Source organism: Nonomuraea sp. NPDC049504, from assembly GCF_040676845.1.
GTDB lineage: Bacteria > Actinomycetota > Actinomycetes > Streptosporangiales > Streptosporangiaceae > Nonomuraea > Nonomuraea salmonea.
Genome location: NZ_JBFAPT010000028.1, coordinates 55,849 through 69,279 on the forward strand (window position 1 = coordinate 55,849; position 13,431 = coordinate 69,279).

9 protein-coding genes are annotated in these 13,431 nt (G+C 72.0%); 1 reads left to right on the forward strand and 8 read right to left on the reverse strand.

Going from position 1 to position 13,431, the window contains the following annotated elements; translation table 11 throughout:
* Positions 1–11 precede the first annotated feature (11 nt).
* The 8 genes from AB0K28_RS40270 to AB0K28_RS40305 form a co-directional block, all read right to left on the reverse strand.
* Entirely contained in the window at positions 12–845 is an 834-nt protein-coding gene (locus AB0K28_RS40270; protein WP_364380745.1) for a sugar phosphate isomerase/epimerase family protein, read from the reverse strand.
* Between the two features lie 37 nt (positions 846–882).
* Positions 883–2,097 (reverse strand): substrate-binding domain-containing protein, encoded by a 1,215-nt coding sequence (locus AB0K28_RS40275; protein WP_364380748.1) that lies wholly within the window; start codon positions 2,095–2,097, stop codon positions 883–885.
* Positions 2,084–3,034, reverse strand: coding sequence for an ABC transporter permease (locus tag AB0K28_RS40280; protein WP_364380751.1), 951 nt, complete (start codon positions 3,032–3,034; stop codon positions 2,084–2,086). The genes AB0K28_RS40275 and AB0K28_RS40280 overlap by 14 nt, the downstream gene beginning before the upstream one ends.
* Complete coding sequence (locus tag AB0K28_RS40285) at positions 3,031–4,026, reverse strand: ABC transporter permease (RefSeq protein WP_345408947.1); 996 nt, start codon at positions 4,024–4,026, stop codon at positions 3,031–3,033. The genes AB0K28_RS40280 and AB0K28_RS40285 overlap by 4 nt, the downstream gene beginning before the upstream one ends.
* On the reverse strand, positions 4,027–5,460 hold the full coding sequence (locus AB0K28_RS40290; protein ID WP_364380754.1) for a sugar ABC transporter ATP-binding protein: 1,434 nt from the start codon (positions 5,458–5,460) through the stop codon (positions 4,027–4,029).
* Between the two features lie 85 nt (positions 5,461–5,545).
* The gene (locus AB0K28_RS40295) at positions 5,546–7,243 is read right to left on the reverse strand and encodes a ThuA domain-containing protein (protein ID WP_364380757.1); all 1,698 of its coding nucleotides are present in this window, start codon (positions 7,241–7,243) and stop codon (positions 5,546–5,548) included.
* 11 nt (positions 7,244–7,254) lie between these two features.
* Positions 7,255–10,074 carry a PQQ-dependent sugar dehydrogenase gene (locus AB0K28_RS40300; RefSeq protein ID WP_364380759.1) on the reverse strand — a complete coding sequence of 940 codons (2,820 nt, stop codon included), beginning with the start codon at positions 10,072–10,074 and terminating at the stop codon, positions 7,255–7,257.
* Between the two features lie 34 nt (positions 10,075–10,108).
* The gene (locus AB0K28_RS40305; RefSeq protein WP_345408954.1) at positions 10,109–12,469 is read right to left on the reverse strand and encodes a ricin-type beta-trefoil lectin domain protein; all 2,361 of its coding nucleotides are present in this window, start codon (positions 12,467–12,469) and stop codon (positions 10,109–10,111) included.
* Positions 12,470–12,680: 211 nt separating this feature from the next.
* Here AB0K28_RS40305 and AB0K28_RS40310 point away from each other — a divergent pair, with 211 nt between their 5' ends.
* A complete protein-coding gene (locus AB0K28_RS40310) occupies positions 12,681–13,418 on the forward strand; it encodes a FadR/GntR family transcriptional regulator (RefSeq protein ID WP_364380762.1) in 738 nt (245 codons plus the stop codon).
* The last annotated feature ends 13 nt before the right edge of the window (positions 13,419–13,431 follow it).

Consider the following 13,431-nt stretch of genomic DNA (forward strand, 5'->3'; position numbering starts at 1 on the left):
GGGTGGATGGTTCACAGCGCGCGCAGGTACGCCAGGCCGTCCACGGCCAGGGCGTCCTGGCTGCGCGCGAGCGGCCGCCAGATGGAGGCCGCGGTGGCGATGCTCCGGTTGTGCGCGGTGAACGACTCGATGACGAGCGGGCCCTGATAGCCCACCTGGCGCAGGGCCTGCGTGAAGCCGGGCCAGTCGAACCGGTCGGCGCCCGGCGTGCCGCGGTCGGTGCCGCACACCTGGACGTGCGCGAGGCGGTCGGCCGCGGCCAGGACGGCCAGGGCGGGGTCCTTCTCCTCGATGTTCAGGTGGTAGACGTCGAGTGCCAGGTGGCAGTCCTCCGGCAACGTCTCGAGCGCCTGCTCGACGGTGTTGACGAGGCTGGTCTCGTACCGGTTGAGCGGCTCGACCGCGAGTTTCACGCCGCGCCCGGCGGCGTGGTCCAGGACGGGGCGCAGGTTCTCGCGCAGCTCGGCGCCGGCCTTCCCGCGCTCGTACGGCGACAGCCGCCACGTGCGGCCGACCGACGCGTACGCCGGCCCCGCGACCACCGGCGACCCGACGGTCACCGCCACGTCGACGCAGTGCCGCAGGTAGTCCTGGGTGTCGCGGACGGTCCGCGGGGAGGCGGCCACGAGCTCGCGTCCCGGCGGCATGACCAGCACCACGGACGCGGCCAGCCCGTGCTCGGCCAGCACCGCGGCGGCCTTGTCCGGGTCCCAGTCGCCGGGCCGCTCGACGGGCAGCTCGATGACGTCGAAGCCCCACCGGGCGATGCGGGGGGCGAGCCTGGCCAGGTCGTCGTCGGTCAGCGGGGAGACCCAGACCCAGGTGTTCACTCCGATGGAGAACATGGCGTCCCTCTTCGTCGTCGTTCGCGGGGGGGAGCGGTCAGCTCCGCTTCCCGCCCCAGTCCTCCGGGAAGCCGGGCAGGTCCTCACAGCCGCACAGCGCGTAGTGCAGGGGCGGCATGCCGGGCTTGAGGTGGGCATTCAGGGTGTCGGCGGTGACCTTCGGCTGCGGCAGGTTCCACGTCTCGGGCACCTCCTGGCCCTTGAGGATCCTCAGCGCGGCGATGACGGGGGTGCGCCACTGGTAGGTGGGGTACGTGGGTGCGACGGCGGTGAGGCCGGCGTCCTTCCACTTCTGCAGGAAGTCCTGCTGGTCCTCGCCGCTGATCGGCGGCACCGGCACGCCGGCGTCCTCGAACGCCTCGATCGCGGCCACGGCCGTGGCGCCCGCGTCCATCCAGACGCCGTCGATGGTGCCGTGCCGCTGGATGTAGTCGCCGACGATGCTCTTGGTCTTGGCGGCGTCGCCGTCGGTGAACTCCACGCCCACCACCTGGACGCGGCTGTCGTCGAAGACCACCTTCGCCGCCGACCAGCGGGTCTCCAGCACGTCCACGCCGGGCAGGATGCGCAGCGCCAGCACCTTCCCGCCGGCCGGCACCTTCTCGGCGAGGAACTCGGCGGCGTCGGCGCCGAAGGCGTAGCCGCCGATGGGCTTGATGAACGTCACCGGGCAGCCGGTCCGCACGCCCCGGTCGAACACGATGACGGGCACCTTCTCGCAGGCGGCCGCCACGGCGGGGGTGAGCGTGGCGGTGGTGTTCGGCGAGACGATCAGCGCGTCGCAGCCCTTGTCCTGCAGCTCGGCGATGTCGGAGATCTGCTTGTCGTCCTTGCCCTCGGCGTCCAGCACGGTGAACGTCTCGATCTCGTCGTGCAGGCCCACCTCGGCCTGCATGGTCTTCCAGCCGACCTGGCGCCAGGGGTTGTCGACCGCCGCGTTGGAGAAGCACAGGTGGTAGGGCCCGTCCTTCTTGTACCGGGTCGTGTCGACCATCTTCGGGGCGATGGCCTGCTCCCACGGCTTGTCCGCGGGGCCCTCCGGCTCCTGGGAGCGCATGGCCAGCTGAGCGTCGAAGTCGGCCTGAACGAAGAACGCCGACTGCGCGCCCGTGCCTGAGCCCTGGGTGCTTTCGGCGGACGCCTCCGAGGTGGTGGTGGCGGCCGGCTTGTCGACGGTGCAGGCGGCGGTGCAGGCGACCGCGAGGGCGCCGGCCGCCATGAGCGCGGCGGCTGCGGCCTTAGGGCGCGGCATGTGCGTCTCCTCTTGACGGGAAGGGTTTCCTGGGGAGCCGGACGGCTCCTGCCGCGACCGCGGCGATGATGATGACGCCCTGCACGGTGGACTCCAGTGCCCCCGAGATCCCGTACAGGTTGAGCAGGGTGAACAGCGCCTCCAGCGTGCAGGCCCCGGCCATGGCGGCGACCACGGAGCCGCGCCCGCCGCCCAGCGCCACGCCGCCGAGCACGACCGCGGTGATGGCGGAGAACTCCAGCCCCTGCCCCACCTGCGCCGAGACCCCGGCGAACCCGCCGAGCAGGACGGCCGCGACCGCCGCCGACAGGCCGGAGAGCATGAACGCGTAGATCTTGACCCGGTCGACCCGGACGCCGGACAGCGCGGCGGCGCGCGCGTTGTCGCCGGTGGCCACCAGCGTCCTGCCGAAGCGGGCGCGCGTGAGCGCGATCGCCGCCGCGCCCGCGGCCAGCAGGATCAGCACCGACCACGGCACCGGCCCGAACCCGCCGCGGCCGAACGCGCGGAAGCCCTCCGACAGCGCGCCACGTGGCGCGCCGCCGGTCCAGAGGAAGACCGCCCCGCTGAGGACGAGCAGCATGCCGAGCGTCACGATGAACGACGGCACCCGCAGCTTGGTGGTGAGCAGGCCGTTGACCAGGCCGACGAGCAGCCCGGCGACGAGCAGCAGGGCGAGGACCGGCCAGGTGGCGGACTCCTCGCCGTCGATGAGCCGGGCGGCGATCACCACCTCGGCCGTCACCAGCGAGCCGACCGACAGGTCGAACTCACCGGAGACGATGACGAAGTACTGCCCCGCGGCGAGGATCACCAGCGGCGCGGCCCGCTTGAGCAACGCCAGGAACCCGGCCGGCTCCAGGAACAGCGGGTTGGCGACCGCGATCGCGACCAGCAGGGCCGCGAGGACGGTGAGGATGGGCAGCGCTCGTCTCATGTCACCCGCCTGGTGCCACGCCGGGCATAGACGGCCACCGCGACGACGATGACCGCGCCGCGGACCACGTCCTTGGCGAAGGAGTCGACTTCGAGCTGGTTGAACAGGGTGTCCAGGACGGCCAGCAGCAGCACCCCGCCGACCGTTCCCGCGACGCCGCCCCTGCCGCCGGCCAGCGCGGTCCCGCCGAGCACGACCGCGGCGATGGACTCCAGGTCGTACCCGCCGTCGGGGCCCACCGTGGGCGCTCCCGCCCCGAGCCTGGCGGCCAGCAGCAGGCCCGCGACGCCGGCGCAGAGCGAGCAGAGCACGTGGGTGATCACGATGACGCGGGACGTGCGGATCCCGGACAGCCGGGCGACGTCCTCGCCGCCGCCCACCGCGTAGATCCGGTGGCCCAGCCGGGTCCGCGCCAGCAGGACCCAGGCCGCCACCGCCACGCCCGCCCAGAGCATGGCCGAGACGGGGACGGGTCCGGCGCGCGCGTAGCCGAGGAGCTGGAACGACTCGGGCACCTCGCCGGCCGGGCCGTCGTACAGGTGGTCGACGACGCCCTTGATGATCAGGCCGACGCCGAGCGTGGCGATGAAGGCGTGCACCCGGAGCCGGGTGATGACCAGCCCGTTGACCAGCCCCACCAGCGCGCTGACGGCCAGCACGGCGGCGCAGGCCGCGACGACGTTGCCGCTCTGGCCCGCCATGACCTCCGCCGCGACCAGCGAGGTCAGGCTGATGAGGTACGCCACCGACAGGTCGAGCGAGCCGGCCAGGATCGCCAGCGTCTGCCCGATCGCCACGATGCCGAGGGCCGCGGAGCGCTGCTGGATGCCGACGACGCTCTCCAGGGTGAGGAACCGGCCGCCGTCGAGCGCGACGATGAGCCAGCCGGCCGCGAGCAGGGCGAACAGGGCGAGGAACACCACGCGCGCGGGATCGCGCAGGTGCCCGGCCAAACCGCCGCCGGTGCGGCCGGTGCGGGCGAGCAGGTCCATTCAGGCCACCTCGCCCGCGGCCAGGCGCATGACGGCCTCCTCGGAGGCACCGGCCGGCAGCGTGCCCGCGACGCGGCCGTCGCGCAGCACGACGATGCGGTCGCTCATGCCGATGAGCTCGGGCAGCTCGGACGAGATCATCATGATGGCCGTGCCGTCGCCGGCCAGGTCGCGCATGAGGTCGTGGATCGCGGCCTTGGCCCCGACGTCCACGCCCCGCGTCGGTTCGTCGAACAGCAGCACCCGTGGCGCCATCGTCAGCCACTTGACGAGCACGACCTTCTGCTGGTTGCCGCCGGACAGGTAGCGGACCTCCCGGTGCGGGGGCGGCAGGCGCACCCGGTCGAGCAGGCCGCTCATCAGGGTGCTGTTCCCGCCGCCGGTCGCGCGGGCGGCGAGCAGGACGTTGTCGCGTACGGACTGGCCCAGCGCGAGCCCCTCGGCCTTGCGGTCCTCGGTCACGAGCCCGATGCCGTGAGCCATGGCCTCGCGGACCGAGCGCGGGCGCGCGGGGCTCATCTCGCCCGTGGTGAACGGCTCCGCGCCGAAGATCGCCTTGGCCAGCTCCGTCCTGCCGGACCCCTGCAGGCCCGCGACGCCGACGATCTCCCCGGCGCGCAGCTCCAGATCGATGTCGCGCAGCTGGTGGTTGCCCGCCCCGCGCAGGCTGAGGCGTACCTCGCCGGCGCCCGCCGAGCGGGGCGGGTAGTAGGTGCCGAGGTCGCGGCCCACCATGAGGCGGATCAGCTCGTCACGGGTCACCTCGCCGGCGGGGACCGTGGTGACGCGGGCGCCGTCCTTGAGCACGGTGACCCGGTCGGCGAGGTCGAGCACCTCGCGTAATCGGTGGGAGATGTACATGACGGCGACGCCGCGCTCGCGCAGCCGCCGGATCAGCCGGTAGAGCAGCGCGACCTCGTGCTCGGCGAGCGCCGCGCTGGGCTCGTCCATGACGAGGAGCCGGGCGTGCACCGACAGCGCCTTGACGATCTCGACGATCTGCTGCTGGGCGACCGGCAGGCGCTTGACGGTGGCGCGGGGGCCGATCTGGGTCTCCCCCAGCTCGTCGAGGAGCGCGGCGGTGGCCCGCTCCATGGCGGCGCGGTCGACCAGGCCGCGCCTGACGGGCTCGCGGCCGAGGAACACGTTCTCGGCGACCGTGCGTTCTGGCAGCAGGTTGAACTCCTGGTGGATGATCGCGATGCCGGCGCGCTGCGCCTCCAGCGGGTGGGCGAAGGAGACGGGCCGGCCGTCGACCTCGATCACGCCCTCGTCCGGCGCGTGCACCCCGCAGATGATCTTCATGAGGGTGGACTTGCCCGCGCCGTTCTCGCCGACGACGGCGTGCACCTCGCCGGCCTTCGCCTCCAGGTCCACCCGGGACAGCACCCGCACGCCCAGGAAGCTCTTGCCGATGCCGCGCAGCCTCAGCACCGGGCCGCCTGCCTGGTCGTGCGGGTGGTGGATCGTGTCCTCATGCTCCTCCTGACGGGGACCCCGGATGGTGGCCTGGACCGCTTCAGGTGCGGGTCCAGCGCTGGTTGGTGCCGCCGTGGCAGGACCAGATGTGCACCTTGCTGCCGTTGGCGGTGCCGTAGCCGCTGACGTCCAGGCACTTGTTCGCTCCTACGGCGGTGATCGTGCCGTCGGCGTTCAGACGCCACTTCTGGTTGTTCTGGCCGTTGCAGCTCCAGGTGATGACCGCCGCGCCGTCGGCCGTGCTGCCGCCGTTGACGTCCAGGCACCGGTTGCCGTGCACCCGCAGCTCGCCCGCGGCAGTCGGGGTCCACTGCTGGTTCGCCTGGCCGTTGCAGTCCCAGATCTGCATCTGCGTGGCGCCGGCGTCCAGGCAGCGGTTCGAGCCCACGCCGCGCAGCGCGGTCGCGCCGCCCGGGGCGCCGGTCAGTTCCTTGATGCGGATGTCGCGGAAGGACACGACGTCGCCGGGGCCGTGGTTCTGGATGCCGATGTGGCCCTGCTGGAGCGAGCGGGCCGGGTCGGCGTTGGTGAAATCGTTGATCTTGGTGCCGTTGAGGAAGACCTGCAGCCGCTCGCCCTCGACCAGCAGCTCGTAGGTGTTCCATTGGCCCGGCGGGTTGAGCGCGGCGTCGCGGGCGGCGAGGTCGGCGGCCTGGAAGCCGTAGACGGCCCCGGTCGTCCTGTCGGCGGCGTCGGTCGCGTCGATCTGCACCTCGTACCCGGTGTCGAGCGCCGTGGCCGGGTCGGTGGTCGCCGGGAATCCGATGATGACGCCGGAGTTGGAGTCGCCGGTCAGCTTCCAGTCGAGCTTGAGCGAGTAGGAGCCGAACTCCTTGGTGTCGTACCACAGCATGCCCATGCCGCCCTCGGAGGTCAGCGTGGCGTTGCCGCTGGTGAAGGAGCCGGGGCCGGCCTGCGACCAGCCCGCGGTGGAGCCGTTGTAGAGGGCCGTGTAGCCGGTCTCGGGGCGGCAGTCGGCGTTGACGGCGCCGGCCGCGTACCGGATGCCGCCGAGCAGCAGCGCGCGGAAGTCCGGGTCGGCGTACGACTCCTGGGTGTGCCCGAGCCCGGTGTAGAACGCGCGGCCGGACGCCTGCGTGCGGCACCACGTGATCGGGTGGTCGCCCATGCTGCCGCCGCTGTAGCTGCTCTCGTCGAGGCTCTGCAGCACCCGGACGTTCTGGCGGGGGTTGGTGCGGTAGTTGTACCACTCGTCGGTGCGGGTCCAGGCCGGCCCGAGGTGCGCGGTCGCGGCGTGCGCCCGGTCCTCGTTGCGGACGGTGGCCTGCTGGATCGCCGGGTGGCTGCTGAACCAGGCGCCCATCAGCTGCCCGTAGTAGGGCCAGTTGTACTCGGTGTCGGCCGCCGCGTGCACTCCGACGTAGCCGCCTCCGCCGTCCACGTACGCCTCGAAGGCGGCCTGCTGGCTGCTGTTGAGCACGTCGCCGGTGGTGCTGAGGAAGACGACCGCCTGGTACTGGGCCAGGTTGCCGGTGGTGAAGGCGGCGGAGTCCTCGGTGGCGTCCACGTCGAAGTCGCCCGCGCCGCCGAGGTCGCGGATGGCCTGGATGCCGGCGGGGATGGCGTCGTGCCGGAAGCCGGCCGTCTTGGAGAAGACCAGCACCTTGAAGGCGGCGGCCTCGGCCGGGACGGCGTGGACGGCCATCGCCGCCGCCGCGGTGATCGCCACCGCCGCGGCCGACAGGCGTTTCAGCAAGGGGGTGGGTTGACGCAGCATGGGGGGTCCTTTCAGACGCGGGTCCAGCGCTGGTTGTTTCCTCCGCCGCAGGTCCAGATGCGCGCCTTGGTGCCGCCCGCGGTGGCGGCGACCTCCAGGCACTTGTTCGCTCCTACGGCGGTGATCGTGCCGTCGGCGTTCAGACGCCACTTCTGGTTGCTCTGGCCGTTGCAGTCCCAGATGATCACCGCGGTGCCGTCGGCCGTGCCGGCGCCGTTCACGTCCAGGCACTTGCCGCTGTAGACCCGCAGCTCGCCGCTGGAGGTAGCGGTCCACTGCTGGTTCGCCTGGCCGTTGCAGTCCCAGATCTGCACCGCAGCGCCGTTGGCCTGTGAGGCGCCGTCCACGTCCAGGCAGCGGTTCGAGCCCACGCCGCGCAACGCGCTCGTGCCGCCGGGGTCGCCGGAATCGCCGGTGGACAGGGTGAAGGCGTCCACGTCGAACAGGTAGCCCTGCCCCGTCGGGCCGCGGAAGACGAGGGAGAGCGTCGTGGTCCCGGCCGGCGCGCCGCTGAGCGCGGCCGAGACGTCGGTGAAGGTGTCCCAGCCGCCGGTGCTCGTCACGGTCGCGGTGCCGAGCAGCGTGCCCGTCGCCGAGCCGGCCCGCACCTCGATCCTGCCGCCCGCGCCCGCCGAGGACACGCGGGCGGTGAACCGCGTCGCGCCCGCGAGCTGGTACGGCTGGAAGGAGATCCAGTCGCCGTCGTCGATGAAGCCGGCCGTCACCCCGCCTTCCGCGGTGGCGTGCTCGGCCGTCTGGATGCCCTGGTGGGCGCCGAAGTGCTCCGCCTGGCGGTGCCGCGGCTGCAGGGTGCGGGCGCTGGTGGAGGTGAGGCCGCCGCCGTCGGTGTACGACGCCTCGAAGACGCCGTAGATGTTGGCCGCGGCGTCGTGCTCGCCGTCCACGGGCACCGCGATGGAGCCCGTGCAGCCGCTCGTGGAGGTGATCTGGTGCCGGTGGCTGTCGTGGCCGAGGAAGTAGGCGACGGTGACCTCGTCGCAGTCGATCGTGCCGTCCTCGGGGTCGCTGACGGTGACCTGGAAGGGCACGGTGTCGCCGAAGGAGAACAGCCGCCCGTCGGCCGGGGTGGTGAGGGTGACGGTGGGCGCGGTGTTGCCGACGGTCACGATCAGGCTCGCCGTGCCGGTCAGCCCCTGCGGGTCGCGGACCGTGAGCGTCACCGTGTAGGTGCCCTCCGTGGTGTAGGTCCTGGTCGGGTTCGCCGCCGTGGAGGTGGCGCCGTCGCCGAAGTCCCACGCGTACGTCAGCGCGCCGCCCTCCGGGTCGGAGCTGCCCGCGGAGGAGAAGGCCACCGTGAGCGGCGCCGGCCCTGACGTCTTGTCGGCGGACGCCTTGGCGATCGGGTTGCGGTCGGCGTCGCCGATGTACTCGATGCGGTAGAGGGCCTGGTTGTTGGCGCCGGTGCCGTAGTCGAGGACGTACAGGGCGCCGTCGGGGCCGAAGGCCATGTCCATGACCTGCGTCCCCGACCAGGGGAAGGCGGCGATCTCGCCGTACCCGCCGTCCTGCTCGACCTCGATCGCCTTGATCCAGCGGCGGCCGTACTCACCGGCGAAGAAGCGCCCGTCGAGCGAGGAGGGGAACTTGACGGCCGAGTTCAGAGCGGGGTCGTAGCGGTAGACGGGGCCGCCCATGGGCGACTCCGCGCCGGAGCCGAACTCGGGCGGGCTGCCGGCGTCGCCCGCGTACCGGATCCAGGCGGGTTGCGCCGGGGGCAGGGTGGTCCGGCCGGTGTTGCGGAAGGAGTCGTTCGTCGGCCCGCCCGCGCAGTTGTACTTCGGGCCGGTGCTGTTGGTGGCGAAGTTCCACGCGTTGTAGGTCTCCGTGGTGGTGTTCGTGCCCGTGCAGTACGGCCATCCGTAGTTGCCCGGGCCGGTGACGCGGTTGAACTCCACCTGCCCGCTGGGCCCGCGGCTGGAGTTGGTGACGCCGGCGTCGGGCCCGTAGTCGCCGAGGTAGACGACGCCGGTCGCCTTGTCCACGCTCATCCTGAACGGGTTGCGGAAGCCCATCGCGTAGATCTCCGGCCGGGTGTTCGCGGTGCCCGGCGGGAACATGTTGCCGCCGGGGATGGTGTAGCTCCCGTCGGGCTGGGGTGTGATGCGCAGCAGCTTGCCGCGCAGGTCGTTGGTGTTGGCGGCGGAGCGCTGGGCGTCGTACTGCGGGTTGCGGTTGGTGCGCTCGTCCAGCGGGGAGTAGCCGCTCGACTCGAACGGGTTGGTGTCGTCCCCGGTGGTGAGGTAGAGGTTGCCGGCGGCGTCGAAGTCGATGTCGCCGCCCACGTGGCAGCACTGGCCGCGGTCGTTCGGCACCCGCAGGACCACCTTCTCGCTGCTCATGTCGAGGGTGTCGTCCGCGTTGAGGGTGAAGCGGGACAGGTGCAGCTCGCCCTTCCACTGGTCGAACTGGGACTGCGTGCCCGTGCTCGGCGCGTCGCCGCCGGGGGTGTTGAGCCGCGGCGAGTAGTAGAGCCAGATGTGCCGGTTGGAGGCGAAGCCGGGGTCGGCCGCGACGCCCTGCAGGCCCTCCTCGTCGTGGGTGTAGACGTTGAGCCGGCCGGCCACCTTCGTGGTGCCCGCGGCGTTGGTGACGCGTACCGTGCCGTCGCGTGCCGTGTGCACCACCGACCGGTTCGGCAGCACGGCCAGGGACATCGCCTCGCCCAGCTCGGAGCCGCCCGAGGCGAGGGACACCTGCTGGTAGTCGGAGGCCGGGATGTCGGCGGCGGCCGGGGTGGCGCCGAAGGTGAGCGCTGCGGGGGTGATGAGCGCCAGCGTGGTCAGCAGCGTGAGCCACGGGTGTCGGGACATGGTGTTCTCTCCTGCGGCACTTCGGGGGATGGTGTCAGGCGCGGGACCACTGCTGGTTGGTGCCGCCGTGGCAGGTCCAGATGTGCACCTTGCTGCCGTTGGCGGTGCCGTAGCCGCTGACGTCCAGGCACTTGTTCGCTCCTACGGCGGTGATCGTGCCGTCGGCGTTCAGACGCCACTTCTGGTTGTTCTGGCCGTTGCAGTCCCAGATGATCACCGCGGTGCCGTCGGCCGTGCCGGCGCCGTTCACGTCCAGGCATTTCCCGCCGTAGACCTGCAGCTCGCCGCTGGAGGTAGCGGTCCACTGCTGGTTGCTCTGGCCGTTGCAGTCCCAGATCTGCACCTGCGCGCCGTTCGTCTGCGAGGCGCCGTTGACGTCCAGGCAGCGGTTCGAGCCCACGCCGCGCAGCGCGGTCGCGTCGGCCGGGCCGTCCGAGCCTTCGGGGCCGGCGGCGGCGATCACGGCCTGGGCTCCGGACGGCCAGGCGCCGTTGGTGACGGTGACGTTGCTGTTCACCACGTTGCCGCGGTCGCCGTTGGTGACGTTGGTGCTGCCGTTGGTCGACCAGTTGCCGGTGACGGTGAAGTTGCCCATGTTCTCGCCGTACCAGTAGTTGGCGGTGGCCCAGGTGCCGGTGTCGGCCAGGACGTTGTTCCTGACCGTGTAGTACCGGGAGCCCTCGTCGAAGTAGATGCCGAACCAGCCGTTCGTCCGCCGGCAGTGGTTGCCGCTGATCACCGCGCCCGGGTTCCACGACAGCGTGTAGATGCAGCCGCCGTCGGTCATCTGCCGCATGACGTCGTGCACGTAGTTGCCGACGAGCCGGTTGCCCGATGCGGTGGTGGGCGTGGTGTAGCGGGGCTGGAAGTCGTACAGGCCGCGCTGGGCGTAGTGGTCGCTGCCGCCCGGCTCATTGGCGCCCCAGCCGTACCCGATCGACATGCCGGTGTAGGGCAGGTTGTAGACCTCGTTGTGGGAGACGTCGGTGCCGGTGACGTACGTGGTCAGGACCGAGACGATGCCCCGGTGGTCGAGGCCGAGGTCGTGGATGCGGTTGTGGCTGACGGTGATGTTCCTGTTGACCATCCGCTGGTCGCTCGGGTGGTGGGCGTCGGCGCGGACGCCGCCGGCCACGATGCCGCCGGCCGCGCTGTGGGCGATCTCCGACCGGGTGACCGTGATGTCGGAGGCGCCGAGGCCGACCCCGCTGGCGTGGGCGTTGGCGTCGTTGCCGATGCCGATGGCCGTCTGTCCCAGGTTGACGAAGCGCGAGCCGGTGAAGGTGATGGTGTTCGCGGCGGAGACCTGGACGGCGGCGGGCGACTGGAACCAGTGCGGCCGGGTCGCCTCGAACTCGCGGCAGCCCTGGTGGCAGGCGCTGAAGGCGGGCCGGTTCCAGTCGCCGGCGATGTAGGCGCCGGTCTGCTGGTCCACGTAGCCCTGGTCCCTGCCCGGTCCGAGCCAGCTCGTGCCGGTGAAGGTGATCCCGCTGAACGTGATGTGGTGCGCGGGCGCGCCGTAGGTGCCGCCGACGTGCACCAGCGACTGCAGCACCGGCAGCTCCACGCTCACCCCGGCCATGTCCTGCCCGGGGAGCGGGATGTAGGACAGGGCGCCGGTCGCGGGGTTCAGGTGCCACTCCCCCGGTGTGTCGAGGAACTCGTAGGCGTTGACCAGGTAGAGCGGGCCCGCCCGGTGCGGGCTGGTGAAGGTGTCGTAGCCGAAGTTGTTGTTGCTCCAGGCGGGCTGCCGCATCGTGATGAGGTTGCCGCTGATGCTCTGCACCGGGGCGTACCGGTCGGTGAACGAGCCGACGCTCTCCATCTCGACCCTGCCCGGGTCGGCGAGGTTGTTCAGGTAGCCGAGCGCGCTGCTGGTGAACCTCATCCCGGCGCTGCTCGCGGTGAAGTCGGAGCGGTTGACGGCGGTGCGGGCCCGGGTGGCGAGCGCCCCGTCCACGTACAGCTGCCGGGTGTCGCTGCCGGCGGCGACGGCGGCGCGCCAGATGTTCCTGCCGGGGTCGGCCAGTGTCCAGCCGGTGACCGGGCGGGCTCCGCTGATGACCGGGACGGCGCCCTCGGCGGCCTGCCACCTGACGGTGTGGCCGTTGGCGCCGGAGTCGGCGGCGGTCAGCCGGAGCGGCGCGGACAGCCGGTACACGCCGCCGGCCAGCTCCACGACGATGTCGCCTGACATGCCGGCGGTCCGCTCCCTGACCGCCTCCTGGGCCGCGGCCAGTGAGCACGGCTGGGCGGAGGTGCAGGCGGTGCCGGTGCCGGCGGGTGCGGCGTACAGGGTCGTGGTGTCGGCGAGCGCCGGAGGGGCGGGAGCGAGGAGGGCGAACGCCGCGATGAGGAGGCCGACCAGGGGGAGTCTCGGCGAGGGTAAGGGCACGGTTCGTTCCTTCGGGGGGTAGGGACGCCCACTCATTACCTGCGGATCTCGGTGACCCGTCAAGAAACTAAGCGGGCCTATTCACGTCGGTCGCTCAGCTGTAGTGCGTTCACCTGCGCGGATTTCACCGGCTCCGCAATGAACGTTTCATATGTGTCGTACTCATCCGGCATCGGTCATACTCAGGCAGAAGCGGCGAGGAAGGAGCACGGTGACCGACATCCCCCGCGAGAGCGGATACCGGCCGGGCTACGAGGTGGCGGCCGAGCAGGTGCTGGAGCTGATCGTCCGGCTCGGCCTGCGTCCGGGCGACCGCATGCCGACCGAGCACGAGCTGGCCGGGCAGCTCGGCACCAGCCGGACCGTGGTGCGCGAGGCGGTGAAGATCCTCTCCGCGCTCGGCCGCGTACGCGCCCAGAAGGGCCGCGGCCTGTACGTGGCCGACGACGAGGGCATGCTCGGCACCGGCCGCTGGGGCTCCTTCTTCCTGCCGACCGACCTCGACCACGTCTACAGCCTGTTCGAGTTCCGCCGGGCGCAGGAGATGGAGACCAGCCGGCTGGCCGCCCGCCGGGCCACCCCGGCCGAGCTGCGGGCCATCGAAGAGGCGGCCGGCCGCTGCCGCGAGGGCTTCGAGACGGGGCGCGAGGAGCTGTTCAACGAGGGCGACGACGCCTTCCACACCGCCCTCGCCGCCGCGTCGCACAACATGTTCCTGCAGGTGGCCGTGCGTGAGGCGCGCCGGCTGCAGGCGCAGTCGAGCCTGATCGGCCTGCGCGGCTCGGTGGGCGGGCACGCCGCGAAGGCCGTCGAGGAGCACGACGCGATCTGGCAGGCCATCCGCGCCGGCGATCCCGAGGCGGCCGCGCAGGCCGCGGCCGCCCACATCGACAACACGCTCGACGACTACCGCAGGGAGATCCAGCAGCGCCTGTTCTCCTCCCGCTGAGCTCGCCCGGCCG

Bases quoted from the DNA above. Each gene is read 5' to 3' on its own strand.
- AB0K28_RS40270 (WP_364380745.1), bottom strand. From the start codon at position 845: ATGTTCTCCATCGGAGTGAACACCTGGGTCTGGGTCTCCCCGCTGACC.
- AB0K28_RS40275 (WP_364380748.1), bottom strand. From the start codon at position 2,097: ATGCCGCGCCCTAAGGCCGCAGCCGCCGCGCTCATGGCGGCCGGCGCC.
- AB0K28_RS40280 (WP_364380751.1), bottom strand. From the start codon at position 3,034: ATGAGACGAGCGCTGCCCATCCTCACCGTCCTCGCGGCCCTGCTGGTC.
- AB0K28_RS40285 (WP_345408947.1), bottom strand. From the start codon at position 4,026: ATGGACCTGCTCGCCCGCACCGGCCGCACCGGCGGCGGTTTGGCCGGG.
- AB0K28_RS40295 (WP_364380757.1), bottom strand. From the start codon at position 7,243: ATGCTGCGTCAACCCACCCCCTTGCTGAAACGCCTGTCGGCCGCGGCG.
- AB0K28_RS40300 (WP_364380759.1), bottom strand. From the start codon at position 10,074: ATGTCCCGACACCCGTGGCTCACGCTGCTGACCACGCTGGCGCTCATC.